Origin of the sequence: Mesorhizobium sp. M2D.F.Ca.ET.226.01.1.1 (assembly GCF_004022705.2) — a bacterium.
Lineage (GTDB): Bacteria > Pseudomonadota > Alphaproteobacteria > Rhizobiales > Rhizobiaceae > Mesorhizobium.
The window spans coordinates 79,100-94,845 of the sequence record NZ_RZOY02000006.1; the positions used below are offsets into that span (position 1 = coordinate 79,100).

The following is a 15,746-nucleotide window of genomic DNA, read 5'->3' on the forward strand; positions in this document are numbered from 1 at the left end:
TTCGCCTCGCCGTGAATTGCTGCCTCAATCCCAACATGAGGGAAATTTAATTTGAAATTCGATCTTTGAGGCCTGATCTGTGAACGGATAGGGACGTCAATTTTCAGCATAGGGGTCCGGGGTGGACCAGATTGTCAATCCGCCAAAGGCGGAATCCGATACTTCCATCGAGGCGGCACTTGGGCTCGACCGTAAGGGTGTGAGCCGCAAGCGTCGCCGCTTCTGGCTCTACGCGCTGCTGGCGACAGCGATCGTCGCGGCCGGCATTGCCGCCTATCAATGGTACGCCGCCGCTCCGCCAAGGATTGAGTATACCACCGCCCCGGCGGCGACCGCAGATCTCACCGTCGAGGTATCGGCCACCGGCACGCTGCAGCCGCTGACCCAGGTCGACATCTCCAGCGAGCTGTCCGGCATCGTCCGCTCCGTCACGGCCAGCGAGAACCAGCAAGTCAAGAAGGGCGACGTGCTGGCAACACTCGACACTGCCAAGCTGGAGGTCCAGATCGAGCGCGCCACTGCCTCCGCCAAGGCGGCCGCGGCGGCTGTCGAGGACGCCAAGGTCACCTTGCAGGAAAACGAGAACGCGGTTGCGCGCGCAAGCGCGCTCACCAAGCGCGGCATGGCGACGGATCAGTCGCTCGAAGCGGCAACCGCGACGCGTGACCGCTCCAAGGCTGCGCTCGACAGCGCCGAAGCCAATCTGGCCATCGCACAGGCCGACCTCAAGGCGCAGCAGACCGATCTGGCGAAGAGCACCATCTATGCGCCGATCGACGGCATTGTGCTGACGCGCTCGGTCGATCCCGGCCAGACGGTCGCGTCCTCGCTGCAGGCGCCGGTGCTGTTCGTCATTGCCGCAGACCTGAGGAACATGGAATTGCAGGCGGCCGTAGACGAAGCCGACATCGGCGCGGTGAAACCCGGCCAGCACGCCCGCTTCACCGTCGACGCTTTCCCGGACAGGCCGTTCGACGCCGAGATCCGCGACATCTCCTACGCTTCGGTCACCACGGATGGCGTCGTCACCTACAAGGCCCGGCTCGAGGTCGACAATGGCGAGCTTCTGCTCAGGCCCGGCATGACGGCGACGGTCTCGGTCGTGACCCGGCAGGCCAAGGGCGTGCTTACCGTTCCCTCGACCGCCTTCCGCTATCGCCCGATGCAACAGGCGGCGCGCGGCTGGAGCCTGAGCGACCTCTTCACCGGCCGCATGGGCCGCCCCAACCGGCAGCGCGAGGCGACGAAGGCGCCGACCGATGGCTCGCGCACGCTTTACGTGCTGGAGAACGGAAGGCCGCATCCGGTCAACGTCAAGATCGGTTCGACCGACGGCGAGTTGACCGAGATCACGTCAGGCCTCGATGAGGGCGCGCAAGTGATCACCGGCGCGCAGCAGCGGAGCTGACGACATGTCGGCTCCCCTGCTCATCACCTTCGACCAGGTCTGGAAAAGCTATGGCGAGGGCGAGGCCCGCGTGCATGCGCTGGCCGGCGTCGATTTCGTGATACGCCGCGGCGAATTCGTTGCGATCATGGGTCCCTCGGGCTCGGGCAAGTCGACCGCGATGAACATCATCGGCTGCCTCGACACGCCGACGGCCGGAACCTACTCCTTCATGGGCATCGATGCCGGTCGTCTCGACCGCAACCGCCGCGCCATCCTGCGCAATCTCTATGTCGGCTTCGTCTTCCAGGGCTACAATCTTCTGCCGCGCACCACGGCGGCTGAAAATGTCGAGCTGCCGCTGATCTATCGCGGCGTCGCCGCGCGCGAGCGCCGCGATCTTGCCATGCAGGCGCTGGCCGAGGTCGGGCTTGTCGGGCGCGAGCACCACACCCCGGCGGAGCTGTCGGGCGGCCAGCAGCAGCGCGTGGCGATCGCCCGCGCCATCGTCACCAAGCCGACGCTGCTCGTCGCCGACGAGCCGACCGGCAATCTCGACACGGCACGCACGCATGAGATCATGGACTTGCTGACCCGGCTCAACGCCGACCTCGGCCTCTCCATAGTGATGGTCACGCATGAGGCCGATGTTGCCGACTATGCCGGCCGCACCATCCGCTTCCTCGACGGCCATCTCGCTTCCGACACCTTGAAGGCGGAGGCAGTCGCATGATCTGGGAAACCGTGCGCCTCTCGCTGCGCTCGATCCGCCGCAACATTTTGCGCTCGTTCCTGACGCTGCTTGGCATCGTCATCGGCGTCGCGGCCGTCATCGCCATGCTCACCATCGGCTCCGGCACGACAGAGAAGGTCAAGGCCGATATTTCCAAGCTCGGCAGCAACCTGCTCGTGGTTCGCGCCGGCCGCCCAGCGGGGCCTGGCGGACCGGGAGGTCTCGATCAGGCGGCGCGGCCGCTGGCCGAAAAGGACGTCACCGCGCTCGTTGCGCATCTGAACGGCGCGCGCGCGATTTCGCCTGCTGCGCAAAAACAGGTTCGCGTCATCTTCGGCACCGAAAGCCTGACCTCGGGCGTCACCGGCACCGACAGCGCCTATCTCGACGCCCGCGACTGGAAACTGGTCTCGGGGCGGCCGTTCAGCGATTCCGAAACGCGCGCCGGCACCGGTGTCTGCCTGATCGGCGAAACGGTGCGCCAGCAATTCTTCGGCGCCGGCGATCCGGAGGGCGAGACCATCCGCGTCAACCGCACCACCTGCAAGATCATCGGCCTGCTCGAGCCCAAGGGCTATACCGGCTTCGGCCAGGACCAGGACAATGTCGTCCTGATGCCGCTGCACGCCTATCAGCGCCGCATCGCCGGCAACCGCGACATCGACAACATCTATATCGCCGCTGACGACCGCACGCCGACCAGCGAGTTGCAGCCGCGCGTCGAGGACATTTTGCGCGACACGCGCCGCATCACGCCGGACCGCGATGCCGATTTCGCCATCCGCGACATGACCCAGATCGCCGATGCGATGACCAGCGCCACCACCACCATGACCGGAATGCTCGGCGCCGTCGCCGGCGTCAGCCTGCTGGTCGGCGGCATCGGCATCATGAACATCATGCTGGTCTCGGTCACCGAGCGCACGCGCGAGATCGGCATCAGGCTGGCGATCGGCGCGCATGAAAAACACATCCTCATCCAGTTCCTGGTCGAGGCGACCGTGCTGTCGCTGCTTGGCGGCGTCATCGGTATCCTGATCGGGCTTTCGCTGGCTGGCCTCACTTCGATGGCGCTGACGATACCTTTCGCGCCAGACCCCGCCGTTGTGCTGCTCGCCGTCGGCTTCTCGGCGCTGATCGGCATGGTGTTCGGCTTCTTCCCGGCGCTGCGCGGCGCCCGCCTCGATCCGATCGACGCGCTGCGGCACGAGTAAGGCGGCTTTTGGGTTGCGGCCCGTCAGAACGGCAGTCGCGCGTTCTCCTTGACCTCCTTCATGACGAAGAAAGTCCTGGTTTGCCGCACACCCGGCAGCGCGATTAGCTTCTGGCCGTGCAGCTTGTTGAAATCCGCCATGTCGCGCACGCGTATCTTCAACAGATAGTCGAAGTCGCCGGCCACGAGATTGCAATCCAGGACCTCCTTGAGCTTGAGCGCGGCCTCCTCGAAAGCGGCGAAACTTTCGGGCGTCGAGCGATCGAGCACGACGCCGACCATGACCAGCGCCCCGAGCCCGACCGCGGCTGGCGCGATCTCCGCCCTGACGCCGGTGATGTAGCCCTCCTCAAACAGGCGTTGCGTGCGCCGATGGCATGTGGCGGCGCTGACATTCACGCGGGCTGCCAGCTCGGCATTGGTCAGCCGCCCCTCGGCCTGAAGCGCCCGCAGGATCTTAATGTCGATCCGGTCGAAGGTCTGGTTGGAAGATTCTTCCATTTTTGTCGGTCCGAATGAATGATTAGGCTAAATGTAGCGCACCTCTTTGTAAGAATGCAAGAAAGCTGAGGCTTCTTCGAGAGCACCTTTCGCCGCAATTCGGCTATTCTCCACGCATCGAAAAACGAACCCGGCGGAGGCAGGTCGATGTCACTTCTCGACAAGTTTGAACGGTATCCGCTGACCTTTGGCCCAACGCCGATCGAGCATCTGCCGCGTCTCAGCGCGGCGCTCGGCGGCAAAGTGCAGGTCTATGCAAAGCGCGACGATTGCAATTCCGGGCTGGCAATGGGCGGCAACAAATTGCGCAAGCTCGAATATATCGTGCCCGATGCAATTGCGTCCGGCGCCGACACACTGGTGTCGATCGGCGGCGTGCAGTCGAACCATACCCGCATGGTCGCCGCGACGGCGGCGAAGATCGGCATGAAATGCGTGGTCATCCAGGAGAAATGGGTGCCGCACTACGATGCGGTCTATGACCGCGTGGGCAACATCCTGCTGACGCGGCTGATGGGCGCCGACAGCCGGCTCGTCGACGACGGCTTCGACATCGGCATTCGCAAGAGCTGGCAGGACGCGATCCAGTCGGTGAAGGATGCGGGCGGCAGGCCCTATCCTATTCCCGCCGGCGCCTCGGTGCACAAGTTCGGCGGTCTTGGCTATGTCGGCTTTGCCGAGGAGGTCGCCAGGCAGGAGAGCGAGCTCGGCTTCGCCTTCGATTACATCATCGTCTGCGTCGTGACCGGCTCGACGCAGGCCGGCATGATCGTCGGCTTCGCCGCGCAAAACCGTGCCGACCGGGTGATCGGCATCGATGCTTCCGGCACGCTCGACCAGACGCGCGCGCAAGTCCGCCGCATCGTCGACGACACCGCCGCTCTCGTCGGGCTGGGCCGCGCCGTACGGGAGGACGAAATCGTCATCAACCCCGACTATGCCTATCCCGCCTATGGCGTTCCGTCCGAAGAAACGAATGAGGCGATCCGGCTGGCGGCCCGCACCGAGGCCATGATCACCGACCCGGTCTACGAGGGAAAGTCGATGCAGGGGCTGATCGATCTGACGAGGAAAGGCTTCTTTCCCGAAGGCTCGAGAATTCTCTATGCGCATCTCGGCGGCGCGCCGGCCATCAATGGCTACAGCTATTATTACAAGGATGACGGCGGCCCTCGCAAAAGCGCGCCGCATGACGACGCGCTGCCACCGCTCTTTCCGTAGAACTCATCCGCCGGCGCCGATGCCGCGGGTCAGGAAACCTTGTCGTTGTCTGCGAAATGCCACTCGATCAGCGGCTTCATGTGCGCCATCAGGCCGTCGGGCAGATCGGTGGCATCGCGGATGATGACCGGCCCCTCGATCTCCGGCTCATCTTCACTGGCGACGAAGGCGCTGATGCGCCGCGCCAGTTCATCGGCGGGCTCGGCCACCCGGTAGCGGCGGAAGATCACCGTGCCGCTCGCCGTCGACAGCGCGTGATAGCGCTGACCGCGTTCCGCCCTCGACAGGTCGAGCCCGGTCTCCTCGCCGACCTCGCGGATCATGTTGAAGTCGGCATCGACCAGTCCGTCGCGGAAGTCGACCGGCTCGAACGAGCCGGCGGCGAAATAGACGCGGCCGGCATTGACCGTGTGCGGCCCCATGCGGATCGCCACCAGTGCGTTGTCGCCGGCGACCAGCATCGCATGCGCATAGGCGTGCTCGGCGCCGGAATTCTCACGCCGCTTACGCCACAGCATGAAGGTCGAATAGTTGACCGCATGGCAGCGGCCGACGAGGCGGCCGTCCCGGTAAGCAAGCTCGGAAAGCAGCACCACGATACCGTCGAACAGCGCCGGCTTGGCCGCGATCTCCTGCCGCCAGTTCTCGGCGATCGCCTCCGCGTTGCTGAGCGCGAACGGATGCGGGCTGGGATCCAGGCGGACGTCGATCGCATCGACCGGCAGGATGACGTTGCGGGGCAGATCGAAACTCAAGGGGTCACGCCATGTCCAGTGTGATCGTCACCGGGCAATGGTCGGAGGCCTTTGGCCGGTCCCAGCCGGTCCGCGGGAACCGTTCAACCTCCTGCCCGGGCGGAAAGATGGTGCGCCATGGCTGGCCATTGCGAATGATGTCGGGAACGGCGGTGGCGTTCTTCGCCGCCAACGCCCTCGACAGGAGGATATAGTCGAGTTGGCACAGATGCCGCTCCTGCGGGCCGCGCGTGTGATAGAAACTCCAGCGATCCATCTCCGGCCGCCGCTCGACGGCATTCTCGCAGAAACCGCCGGCGGTCAGGACATTGATCGAGGACAAGGGTTCATCGATTACTTGGAAACGGTAGCCGTCGATCGCGTCGCCATCGACCTTCACGCGCTGCCGGTAGTCGTTCATGTCGCCGCAGATCGCCCAGCGCTTGTCGGCGGCGTGCTGCTTGCCGAACCGTTCCTCGATGATGCGGCGCACCGCCTGCGCCTCGGCAACGCGCACCGGCATCGTCGCCTCGCGGCCGTCCAGCCCGTTGTGCGGCGGACCCATCGATTTGAAATGCACCAGATAGAGCGTCAGTGGCGCGCCACCGATCCTCACGTCGACCTCCAGGCAGTCGCGGCGAAAAATACGTTCAGTGGCCAGATGCCCAAGCGCGGCGAGCTCCGGCGTAAACAGGCCGAGCTGCTCGAAGGTGACATAGGCGTGGCTGGTCATGCGCACGAACTCGATCGGCTGCCCCTGCGCGGTCTCGTTGCGCATCATCAGGGCCACATCGATGCCGCGCGTATCGTTGCCCGCGGTGGTGTATTTCTGCCGGTAGCCCTGCCCGACCATCTTGAACAGATAGCCATATTCGAAGGCCTTCAGCGCCTCGATGTTGTCGACCTCCTGCATGCAGATGATGTCCGCGCGGGTGGCGGCGATCGCCAGCGCCGTCAACTGGCGGGTGTCGTCGGATTGGGCGATCGTGCGGGCCTGTTCGAGGATCCGGTATTCGGCCTCGCTTTGAATGTCGAACAACGCCAGCGCGCGGTCTTCGTTGAGCTGGTTGCGATAGCCCGAGAAATCGAACCTGTTCATCAGGTTCTCGACATTGAAGGTGGCGAGCCGCAGCGACATGGCCGTGACCTTTGCCTGCAAGCGCGGGTGAAAACAAGAGCCAGGCTCGATGCTCGTTATGGTTGATGGAACCTTTCCGTTCATCTTCCGTTCAGACGGAAAGTTCCAACAATAAGCCCATTCCCGGGATGCTCTGGGCGTGGGGCCTTTACTCCTTGGAGAGTGAAATGAAACCGCTCTTTTCTTCCTTCAGATCCGGGCTTTTGGCCCTGGGGCTCGTTGCCGGCGTGACCGCGCCGTCGGTCGCCGGCCCGATCCTGCAACCCGATCTCGGCGTCGCAACGAATACCGCCGCCCCGACGATCATTCCCGTGCGCGACAGTTGGGCTGGCGGCAACAACTACTCGCCGCAGATGTATGACTGGCGCTGGCGGCGCGGAGGCGACTTCAGTTGGCGCGGCGATAGGTGGCGCGGCGATCGGCACTTCTCCCGCAACTGGGACGGCGGCAATTGGAATGGCGATGGCGACTGGCGCTGGCGGCACCACCATCATCGCCACTTCCGGGACAGCGACGCGGCGCTGCTTGGGTTGGGTCTCGGCCTGGGCCTGGGCAGCTTGGCCTATAACAATTACTACGATCCCTACTACTACGACCCCTATCCGCGCTACGTTCAGCCGCGGCGCATCTACCGGACCGAGCGGCTTTCCAGGGCCCATGTCCAATGGTGCTACGACCGCTACCGGTCCTATCGGGCCTGGGACAACACGTTCCAGCCCAACTACGGCCCGCGCCGGCAGTGCATTTCGCCCTATATCTGAGCGGCCTGCTGGCACAGAAACGGCGCCCTTTGCGGGCGCCGTTTTATTTTAGCGCAACCTGTGGCCGCCGGCCGATATAACCCTAAATTCATCGGCGGCGGCTATTCATCCATGCGGATGTCCCACAGTATGACGATTCGCGCGAACGAGGTGCGAGACGTGCCCGCCATGGCCGAGAACGAACTCAGAATCCAACACCGGCAACGCGTGCTGAAAGGCGCTGCGATCCTGACCGGCATCAACAATTCCGAGGTGACGTGCACAGTGCGCAACGTGCATTCCAACGGAGCGGAGTTGAGAGTGCCGATCGACGCGCGCGTGCCGGACGAATTCCTGCTCTATGTGCCGATCGACGGCATCGGTTACAAGGCCGTGGTGCGTTGGCGCCGCGAGGACCGCATCGGCGTCCAGTTCGTCGGCACTGAGCCCAAGCCGCACTGGCACTACGGGTGAGATGCGGCAGCACTGCCGTCGATCTCAAAAAGAAAGCCGGCGGAATCGATCCGCCGGCTTGATATTGCGTGCGAGAACTTCGCCTAGTTCTTGGCCTTGTCGACCAGCTTGTTCTTGGCGATCCACGGCATCATCGCGCGGAGTTTTGCTCCGACTTCCTCGATCTGGTGGCTGTCGTTGTTGCGGCGGATGCCCTTGAAGCGCGACAGGCCGGCGCGGTATTCCTGCATCCATTCCGAGGTGAACTTGCCGGTCTGGATGTCCTTCAGGATGCGCTTCATCTCGGCCTTCGTCTCGGCGGTGATGATGCGCGGACCCGAGACATACTCGCCCCATTCGGCGGTGTTCGAGATCGAGTAGTTCATGTTGGCGATGCCGCCTTCATAGATCAGGTCGACGATCAGCTTCACCTCGTGCAGGCACTCGAAATAGGCCATTTCCGGCGCGTAGCCGGCTTCCACCAGCGTCTCGAAGCCGGCGCGGATCAGCTCGACCAGGCCGCCGCACAGCACGACCTGCTCGCCGAACAGATCGGTCTCGCATTCCTCGCGGAAATTGGTCTCGATGATACCCGAACGGCCGCCGCCGACGCCGCAGGCATAAGAGAGCGCGAGGTCAAGCGCGTTGCCCGAAGCGTCCTGGTTGACCGCGACCAGGCACGGCACGCCGCCGCCCTTCTGGTATTCGCCGCGCACTGTGTGGCCCGGGCCCTTCGGTGCGATCATGACGACATCGACCGAGGCCTTCGGCTCGATCAGGCCGAAATGCACGTTGAGACCGTGCGCGAAGGCGATCGCGGCGCCATCGCGGATGTTCGGCGCGATCTCGTTTTTGTAGATGTCGGCCTGCAATTCGTCGGGGGTAGCCATCATCATCAGGTCAGCCCATTTGGCGGCGTCCGCCACAGTCATCACCTTGAGCCCGTCGGCCTCGACCTTCTTGGCAGTGGCGGAACCAGGCTTGAGGCCGATGGCGATGTCCTTGACGCCGGAATCCTTGAGGTTGAGCGCATGCGCCCGGCCCTGGCTGCCATAGCCGATGATGGCGACCTTCTTGCCCTTGATCAGATTGAGATCGGCGTCACGATCGTAATAGACACGCATTTTGGTCTTCCTTCCCGTTTTGAAGATCAGAGGGCCAGTGGCCCGGTTGTTGCTCCGAAAAGAGCGAGAAACTGTTGCGTTGCGCGACGGGCATCGCCGCCGATCGTCGCCTCAGTCAATTCCAGCCGGTCGCCGAGCAAGAGACGGATCTGCACGTCGCGGCCGACCAGGCCGAAAAAGGTCCGGAACGCCGTCTCGGCGTCGTCGAATTCGAGCAGCCCGGCTTGACGCCCTGCTTCAAGCACCGGCTTCAAGCGCCTGGCAAGCGCGAAGCGGCCATTCTGCAGCACGACCGCGCCGAGGTCATCCTTGCCGGAACCGGCATGGCCGACCGCGACACGATTGAGCGCGATCGAGGTATCGCTGGAAATCACCTTGAGCCAGTCGGACGCAAAGCGCTCAAGGGTCGCGGTGAGCGAGACGACATCCAGTTTCTCGCGATCGACAGCCGCGACACGGACCTTCGAGGCCTGCCACTGAACCGTCGCCGTCAGCAGCCCGTCACGGTCGCCGAACCATTTGTAGAGCGTTTCCTTGGAACAGCTTGCCCGCCGCGCCACCGCGGTCATGGTCAGGTTGTCGCCCTCCTCGACCAGCAGGCGAAGTGCCGCGTCCAGGACCGCCTGCTGGCGCTCCGTCAGCGCTTCACTGGTGTCGTTTTCGGCCGGCTGCAACACGACTGTTCCCAATTCCAGAGTCGCACCAAAAGGGCGTACCGTACGTTACGGTTCGGCTTATTGCGCATTCCAGTTTCGAGCGCAAGGGGGATCTTTGAAAAATCGAGCCTACATCCCCGCTCCCAGGCTCGACGCTAGGTCCCGACTGGGGGATGCCGCAGCCTTGCGAGCAGCGCCGCCAGCGCCTTGAGCTCTTCGGCTGACAGCCTGTCGCCCATCAGCTCGGCGATCGAGGTGCCATAGACGGCCCAGATGCGGCGGCGCATGTCCCGGCCGTTCGGCGTGATGCGCACCGTCTGGCCCCGGCCGTCATCCGAGACCGGCAACTTTTCCACCAGGCCTTCCGCTTCGAGCCGGGCTAGCAGCCTTGAGACGCCGTACTGCGCCAGGAGAACACGGTCGATCAGCTCGAAGGGACGCAGTCCGCTCTCGCCCGCCTCCGCAAGCTCGTGCAGCACGTCATACCAGGCGAGCGGCGGCAGGCCGCCGGCCTTCAAGGCATCTTCGGTCTTTTCAACCAGCTGGCGCGAGACGCGCATGAGGCGCGCCCATGCGCTGACGGCTTCGGGTGATGGGGATCTTTTCGTCATCGGCAAAGCCTACAAGGTAGATGCAATTGCATCAAGCTTGACGATCGATGCAAATGCATCTATGTAGATGCAAATGCATTTATATGGAGGCACTCATGAAACATGAAATCTGCAAGATCGCCGATGTCCCGCAAACCGGCAGCCTGATCGCGCCTTTCTTCGGCCGCGAGGTGCATGTCTGGCGCAGTGGCGAGCGCATCCGCGCCGCGGCCAATGTCTGCCTCCATTTCGGCGGACCGCTGGACTGCAAGGACGGCTCACTTGTGTGCCAATGGCACGGCGCGAAATTCGACATGGAAAGCGGCGAGCGTCTCGAAGGACCGGCGCCGAAGGGCTCGCGCCTGATGTTTTTGTCGACCCGCGTCGAAGATGGCGCGCTCAATTATGTCTGGGGAGAATGAGATGACCACAAGGCTCACCCTCGTCAGCCATCACCTCTGCCCCTACGTCCAGCGCGCCGCGATCGCGCTTGCCGAGAAAGCTGTTCCGTTCGAGCGGGTCAACGTCGACCTTGCCGACAAGCCTGATTGGTTCAGGGCCATCTCACCGCTCGGCAAGGTGCCCTTGCTTCGCGTCCGGCATGACAATGCCGACGAAGTGATTTTCGAATCCGCCGTCATCCTCGAATTCCTCGAGGAAACCGAGGCCAATTCCTTGCACCCTGCCGATCCGCTGGAGCGGGCAAGACATCGTGCCTGGATCGAATTCGGCTCGGCCATCCTCAATGCCATAGGCCGCTTCTACTCCGCCGCTGACGAAGCTGCTTTCCTCCATGAGAGCAAAGGTTTGTCCGGCATGTTCGCGCGCGTGGAAGCGGAACTTGCAGCCGGGCAAAATGGCCCGTGGTTTGCCGGCGGGCGCTTCTCGCTAGTCGATGCCGTCTACGGGCCGATCTTCCGCTATTTCGACACCTTCGACCGTATCGGCGATTTCGGCATTCTCGACGGCAAGCCCCTCGTCCGCGCCTGGCGCCAAGCGTTGAGCAAGCGGCAATCGATCGCGGAGGCGGTCGGCGCGGAGTATCCGCAGCGGTTGCATGCCTTCCTGCGGACGAGGAGATCTTATCTGTCCGAGGTCATCCGGCTTCAGGCCATTGCAACTCCGCAAGCCCGATCCGCCTGAACGGGTCGATCACGGTTCCGGCGACCATGGCCGCAAGGAATTGCGGCCCCGGCGGAATTCTGGCCAGCGCGGCCACCATGCGGTCGCGGACAAAGGGCAAGGTCACCGAGTCCGACTGGTAGAACGGTGTCAGCGACGACGACAGCGCCTGGAAGACGCGCACATGCCAGCGGCGTGCGCGCACGTAAATCTCCAGCGCTTGATCGACGCCGTTCGCTTTTGCCAATGCGTGGCTGAGCGCCGCCGCGTCGAGCAGCGCCATGTTAGCGCCCTGCCCGAGTTGCGGGCTGGTCGAGTGCGCGGCATCACCGATGACGGCAAGCCGCCGGCCGGCGGGCAGCGTCATCGTGTGGTGACCGTAGCGAGCGAGCGAAAGCTGCTCGAAATTGTCGATCTGGCTGGTGAAAGCCTCACATTGCGGCCACACCGAAACCACCGCCGCCTTCCACGCCTCCAACCCCTTGGCCATTACCCGTTCGGCATCGGCCGGCTTGAGGCTCCAGAAGAAGGCGGCCATGTCTTGCGCGCCAGGCTCCGGCCGGCCGATGGGCAGCACGCCGACCATGATGCTTGCCTTGTCGTAGCGCTGCAGCAGCGCGCTTTTGTCGAAGCCGTCACGCCAGGCCAGCGACGCCCAGAATGCCCCATAGGCGAGCGGCCGCGGCATGGCGGCATCGCCGAGATATTGCCGCAGTTTCGAGCGCGCGCCGCTGGCATCGATGATGAGGTCGAATGGCCCGAGCCGTTTGCCGTTGCCGCAGACGAGCGTCGCCCGCTCGCCGGTCTCCAGCGTCTCGACCTCGACATTGGTTTCGATGGCGATCGCTGAGCGCAAGGCAGCGCGGTAGAGCACCCCGAACAGCGCTGCGCGGTGCACGGCGAGGCCGAAGCGGCGGCCGCGCCGCGCGTCGTAGCGGACTTCGAGCACGGTTCGCCCGCTCCTGGCATCGGTGCCATGCAGCCGCTCGATGCGGCTGCCCAGCGAGAGCATCTCGTCGAGCAGTCCGAGATCGGCGAGCACGGTCAGTCCGGTTGGCTGCAGGATGAGGCCGGAGCCGACGGGCTTCGGCTCATCGAAGCGCTCGAATATGGTGACCTTGTGCCCCGCCCGCTTGAGATAGAGCGCGGCCGCCAATCCGGCCGGCCCGGCGCCCGCAATCGCGATGTCGTGGAATTTGCTCATTGCCCGCCCAAGCCAAGCCGGCCGGACAATCTCCCAACACACCAGTCAAATCAAGTTGGCGCTTTGGCGCGCCCCTCAGGTTTGGGCTGCGTCGAAGGCGGCACGTGCCTCGCGCACGGCGTCATGGTTGAGCTCGGCCCATTGGACCAGCATCTGCAGGGGCGCAAACATGGATCGTCCGAGATCGGTCAAGCTGTATTCCACACTCGGCGGCTTGGTCGGGAAAACTTCGCGGTGTACATAGCCGTCGCGCTGCAGGTCGTAGAGCGTCTGCGTCAGCATGCGTTGCGAGATGTCGGGAACCAGCCGGCGCAGCTCGCCGAAGCGATAGGGCTTCTCGGCCAGCGCCATGACCAGCAATGGGCTCCATTTGCCGTTGATGCCGCTGATGACGTCGCGAACCGGGCAATCGGCGAAGTTGGCGCCGTCCGTCATGGCCTTGTAGATCTCGATCTTCGATTTGAGATTGACGATCTTGCCGTCCATCGGTGGTTCCCTCGCCGTGCCTACCTCCCGAAAAAATGCCTTCTTTACGGACCCCGATCAATTCCTATTTTAGAGCTGGTCTCTTTTTGAGACCGCCATTTGACCCGCCTTCGACGCAAGTTTCAAGGACCCTCCCATGACCGAAACCCTCCTCGTCACCGGCGCTTCCGGCCAGCTTGGCCGAGCCGTCATCAATCACTTGCTGGACGCGCAAAAGGTCCCGCCGGCGAGCATCATCGCCGCCACTCGCAACCCCGAGAACCTCGCCGATCTCGCAGCACGCGGCGTCACCGTCAGGGCCGTCGATTTCAACGACGGGGCCTCGCTGGAGAAGGCATTCGAAGGCGCCGACCGGGTGCTGATCATCTCGACCGGCGACCTCGACCTCAAGACGGGCCGGCGCCTGAAGCAGCATGAGACGGCGGTGGCTGCGGCCAAGGCGGCAGGCGTTTCGCATCTGCTCTACACCTCGATGCCCAATCCCGAGCCCGGCTCGCCGGTGTTGTTTGCCGGCGATCACTACGGCACCGAGCAGGCCATCAAGGCGAGCGGCATTCCTTACACCATCTTCCGCAACGGCTGGTACCAGGAGAACCTGTTCATGGCGCTGCCGCACGCCATTTCGTCGGGCAAGTGGTACACGTCGGCCGCCGACGGGCGCGTCGCCCACGGCGCGCGCGACGATATGGCGGCCGCCATCGCCGCCGGCCTCGCATCCGGCTCCAAGGAAAGCCACATCTACACGCTGACCGGCCCGCAGGCCTACACCACGAACGAAATTGCAGCGCTGGTAAGCGAGGTGACCGGCAAGCCGCTGGAGGTCATCCAACTGCCGGACGAGGCGCTGACCGAAGGCGTCAAGGCGGCGGGCCTTCCTGAGGATTTCGCCCGCATCATAGTCTCTTTCGATGTCAACACCCGGGCCGGCCGCATAGGCGAGGTGACCGATACCGTAGAAAAACTCTCGGGCCGCACGCCGCGGACGCTGAGGCAGTTCCTCGAAGCGAACAAGGCTGCCCTGCTCGGCTGAAGCCTGGCGCGCCCGGGGAAACTGTTCCCCCGGCGCGCTTCACTTCGACGTCTTCAGCAATCCAAGCTGGACCAGGCTTTCACCCGTCGCGACCAGCGCATCCTCGCGCGACCGCGGCGTCCAGCCAAGCAGGCGCATGGCCTTGGCGCTCGTCGCGTTCCGCGGCTTGCCCAGTTCCGTCACGATCTGGGCCGCCTGCCCGTCGAACAGGCCGACGATCCTGACCAGCCAGTCCGGCAGCACTCTCGTGGTGATGCGGGATCCTGCATTGCCAAGCCGCGCCTTCAGCGTCCGTGCGATCTCAAGCATCGTCATGAAATCGCCGCTGATGGCCAGGAACCGCTCGCCCTTAGCGGCAGGATTGGTCATGGCGCGCAGATGCAGGTCCGCGACGTCGCGCGCATCGACCACGCCGAACACCATGCGCGGCAGACCCGGCATCTCGCCGTCCATGAGCCGCCTGATGAAATCGGTCGACGTCGAATGATCCGGCCCCAGAACCGGCCCGAAGATGCCGACCGGATTGACCACCGCCAGTTCGAGTGACCCGCCTTTGGCGGCGATGAAATCCCACGCCGCCCGCTCGGCAAGCGTCTTCGATTTCACATAGGCGCTGACCTTCTGGGACAGGTCGGTCCAGTTCTCTTCCGTGAACGGATGGCCGGCAACCGGTGTCTGGCCGTAGCCGATGGCGGCGAAGGACGAAGTGAGCACCACCCGCTCGGCGCCCGCATCGCGCGCGGCGCGCAGCACCCGCAACGCCCCTTCCCTGGCTGGGACGATCAGGTCGTCTTCATGCTTCGGCACGCCGGGCGGAAAGGGAGAAGCGACGTGAAGAACGTACCGGCACCCGGCGGCCGCTTCGGGCCAGCCTTTGTCGCTCATGAGATCGGCATGGGCGAAGGAAAGCGCCTCACCCGGCTCGGCGCCGCCGACCTTCAGCATGGCGAGCACATCGGCTTCGCGCCTGGCGGAGCGCACCGTGGTGCGCACACGGTAGCCGGCGTTCAGAAGCGCCAGGATACAATGAGCGCCAAGGAAGCCGGAGCCGCCGGTCACAAGCACCAATTCGCCGCTCATGCCCGCCTCCTTCAAGCGCAATTCGGGAATGGCGCGACCCGTTTTCCGTCTGGAATTGCGTAACGTCGAACCAGCCTACGCGGCGCAGTCTTTCAGATCGCGACCTGCGTGCCAATCTCCACCACGCGTCCGGTCGGGATCTGGAAATACTCCGTCGCATCCGCTGCCGTCTTCGCCAGGCCGATGAACAGCCGGTCCTGCCAGATCGGCATGCCGGAATTGGGCGAGGCTTTCAGCGACCGGCGCGACAGGAAGAAGGACGTCGTCATGATGTCGAACTTCCAGCCCTGCTTGCGGCAGATCGCCAGAGCGCGCGGGATGTTGGGCTGCTCCA

General features: G+C 64.1%; 18 protein-coding genes and 1 pseudogene. 9 read left to right on the forward strand and 10 right to left on the reverse strand.

What is annotated here, in order from left to right; genetic code table 11:
- Nucleotides 1-121 precede the first annotated feature (121 nt).
- The 3 genes from EN869_RS15440 to EN869_RS15450 are packed head-to-tail and all read left to right on the forward strand — an operon-like array spanning nt 122 to nt 3,334.
- Nucleotides 122-1,408, forward strand: a complete 1,287-nt coding sequence (locus EN869_RS15440; RefSeq protein ID WP_127228824.1) for an efflux RND transporter periplasmic adaptor subunit — start codon at nt 122-124, stop codon at nt 1,406-1,408.
- A 4-nt stretch (nt 1,409-1,412) separates the two neighbouring features.
- A complete protein-coding gene (locus EN869_RS15445; RefSeq protein ID WP_127228825.1) occupies nt 1,413-2,120 on the forward strand; it encodes an ABC transporter ATP-binding protein in 708 nt (235 codons plus the stop codon).
- Entirely contained in the window at nt 2,117-3,334 is a 1,218-nt protein-coding gene (locus tag EN869_RS15450) for an ABC transporter permease (RefSeq protein WP_127228826.1), read from the forward strand. The genes EN869_RS15445 and EN869_RS15450 overlap by 4 nt, the downstream gene beginning before the upstream one ends.
- Before the next feature lie 23 nt (nt 3,335-3,357).
- On the opposite strand, the gene EN869_RS15455 is transcribed toward EN869_RS15450, so the two are convergent.
- The gene (locus tag EN869_RS15455; protein WP_127228827.1) at nt 3,358-3,834 is read right to left on the reverse strand and encodes an Lrp/AsnC ligand binding domain-containing protein; all 477 of its coding nucleotides are present in this window, start codon (nt 3,832-3,834) and stop codon (nt 3,358-3,360) included.
- Between the two features lie 147 nt (nt 3,835-3,981).
- Here EN869_RS15455 and EN869_RS15460 point away from each other — a divergent pair, with 147 nt between their 5' ends.
- Nucleotides 3,982-5,055 carry a 1-aminocyclopropane-1-carboxylate deaminase gene (locus tag EN869_RS15460; protein ID WP_127228828.1) on the forward strand — a complete coding sequence of 358 codons (1,074 nt, stop codon included), beginning with the start codon at nt 3,982-3,984 and terminating at the stop codon, nt 5,053-5,055.
- 29 nt (nt 5,056-5,084) lie between these two features.
- On the opposite strand, the gene EN869_RS15465 is transcribed toward EN869_RS15460, so the two are convergent.
- Both EN869_RS15465 and EN869_RS15470 read right to left on the reverse strand, forming a co-directional pair.
- Entirely contained in the window at nt 5,085-5,810 is a 726-nt protein-coding gene (locus EN869_RS15465) for a hypothetical protein (protein ID WP_127228829.1), read from the reverse strand.
- Between the two features lie 4 nt (nt 5,811-5,814).
- A complete protein-coding gene (locus EN869_RS15470; RefSeq protein ID WP_127228830.1) occupies nt 5,815-6,927 on the reverse strand; it encodes an endonuclease/exonuclease/phosphatase family protein in 1,113 nt (370 codons plus the stop codon).
- Between the two features lie 167 nt (nt 6,928-7,094).
- On the opposite strand from EN869_RS15470, the gene EN869_RS15475 reads away from it, so the two are divergent.
- Nucleotides 7,095-7,688 (forward strand): BA14K family protein, encoded by a 594-nt coding sequence (locus EN869_RS15475; RefSeq protein ID WP_127228831.1) that lies wholly within the window; start codon nt 7,095-7,097, stop codon nt 7,686-7,688.
- Between the two features lie 168 nt (nt 7,689-7,856).
- Nucleotides 7,857-8,141 (forward strand): PilZ domain-containing protein, encoded by a 285-nt coding sequence (locus EN869_RS15480; RefSeq protein ID WP_127228952.1) that lies wholly within the window; start codon nt 7,857-7,859, stop codon nt 8,139-8,141.
- Between the two features lie 83 nt (nt 8,142-8,224).
- On the opposite strand, the gene ilvC is transcribed toward EN869_RS15480, so the two are convergent.
- The 3 genes from ilvC to EN869_RS15495 all read right to left on the reverse strand — a co-directional run bounded on the left by ilvC (nt 8,225) and on the right by EN869_RS15495 (nt 10,511).
- On the reverse strand, nt 8,225-9,244 hold the full coding sequence (gene ilvC, locus EN869_RS15485; RefSeq protein ID WP_127228832.1) for a ketol-acid reductoisomerase: 1,020 nt from the start codon (nt 9,242-9,244) through the stop codon (nt 8,225-8,227).
- A 26-nt stretch (nt 9,245-9,270) separates the two neighbouring features.
- On the reverse strand, nt 9,271-9,921 hold the full coding sequence (locus tag EN869_RS15490; RefSeq protein ID WP_127228833.1) for a TetR/AcrR family transcriptional regulator: 651 nt from the start codon (nt 9,919-9,921) through the stop codon (nt 9,271-9,273).
- Between the two features lie 134 nt (nt 9,922-10,055).
- Complete coding sequence (locus EN869_RS15495; RefSeq protein ID WP_127228834.1) at nt 10,056-10,511, reverse strand: helix-turn-helix domain-containing protein; 456 nt, start codon at nt 10,509-10,511, stop codon at nt 10,056-10,058.
- 95 nt (nt 10,512-10,606) lie between these two features.
- Between EN869_RS15495 and EN869_RS15500 the strand changes: the two genes are divergently transcribed.
- Nucleotides 10,607-10,912: a Rieske (2Fe-2S) protein gene (locus tag EN869_RS15500; RefSeq protein WP_127228835.1), complete on the forward strand. Its 306-nt coding sequence runs from the start codon at nt 10,607-10,609 to the stop codon at nt 10,910-10,912.
- 1 nt (nt 10,913) lies between these two features.
- Nucleotides 10,914-11,633 (forward strand): glutathione S-transferase family protein, encoded by a 720-nt coding sequence (locus EN869_RS15505; protein ID WP_167498504.1) that lies wholly within the window; start codon nt 10,914-10,916, stop codon nt 11,631-11,633.
- On the opposite strand, the gene EN869_RS15510 is transcribed toward EN869_RS15505, so the two are convergent.
- A complete protein-coding gene (locus EN869_RS15510; protein WP_127228837.1) occupies nt 11,587-12,816 on the reverse strand; it encodes an NAD(P)/FAD-dependent oxidoreductase in 1,230 nt (409 codons plus the stop codon). The genes EN869_RS15505 and EN869_RS15510 overlap by 47 nt on opposite strands.
- Before the next feature lie 75 nt (nt 12,817-12,891).
- Nucleotides 12,892-13,302 carry a helix-turn-helix domain-containing protein gene (locus EN869_RS15515; protein ID WP_127228838.1) on the reverse strand — a complete coding sequence of 137 codons (411 nt, stop codon included), beginning with the start codon at nt 13,300-13,302 and terminating at the stop codon, nt 12,892-12,894.
- A 136-nt stretch (nt 13,303-13,438) separates the two neighbouring features.
- On the opposite strand from EN869_RS15515, the gene EN869_RS15520 reads away from it, so the two are divergent.
- Nucleotides 13,439-14,332 carry an SDR family oxidoreductase gene (locus EN869_RS15520; RefSeq protein WP_127228839.1) on the forward strand — a complete coding sequence of 298 codons (894 nt, stop codon included), beginning with the start codon at nt 13,439-13,441 and terminating at the stop codon, nt 14,330-14,332.
- A 39-nt stretch (nt 14,333-14,371) separates the two neighbouring features.
- Here EN869_RS15520 and EN869_RS15525 read toward each other — a convergent pair whose 3' ends face one another.
- Together EN869_RS15525 and trkD are read right to left on the reverse strand one after the other, a co-directional pair.
- Nucleotides 14,372-15,412 (reverse strand): aldehyde reductase, encoded by a 1,041-nt coding sequence (locus tag EN869_RS15525; RefSeq protein ID WP_127228840.1) that lies wholly within the window; start codon nt 15,410-15,412, stop codon nt 14,372-14,374.
- A 92-nt stretch (nt 15,413-15,504) separates the two neighbouring features.
- Nucleotides 15,505-15,746, reverse strand: a pseudogene (gene trkD, locus EN869_RS15530) (potassium transporter Kup); the annotation flags it as partial.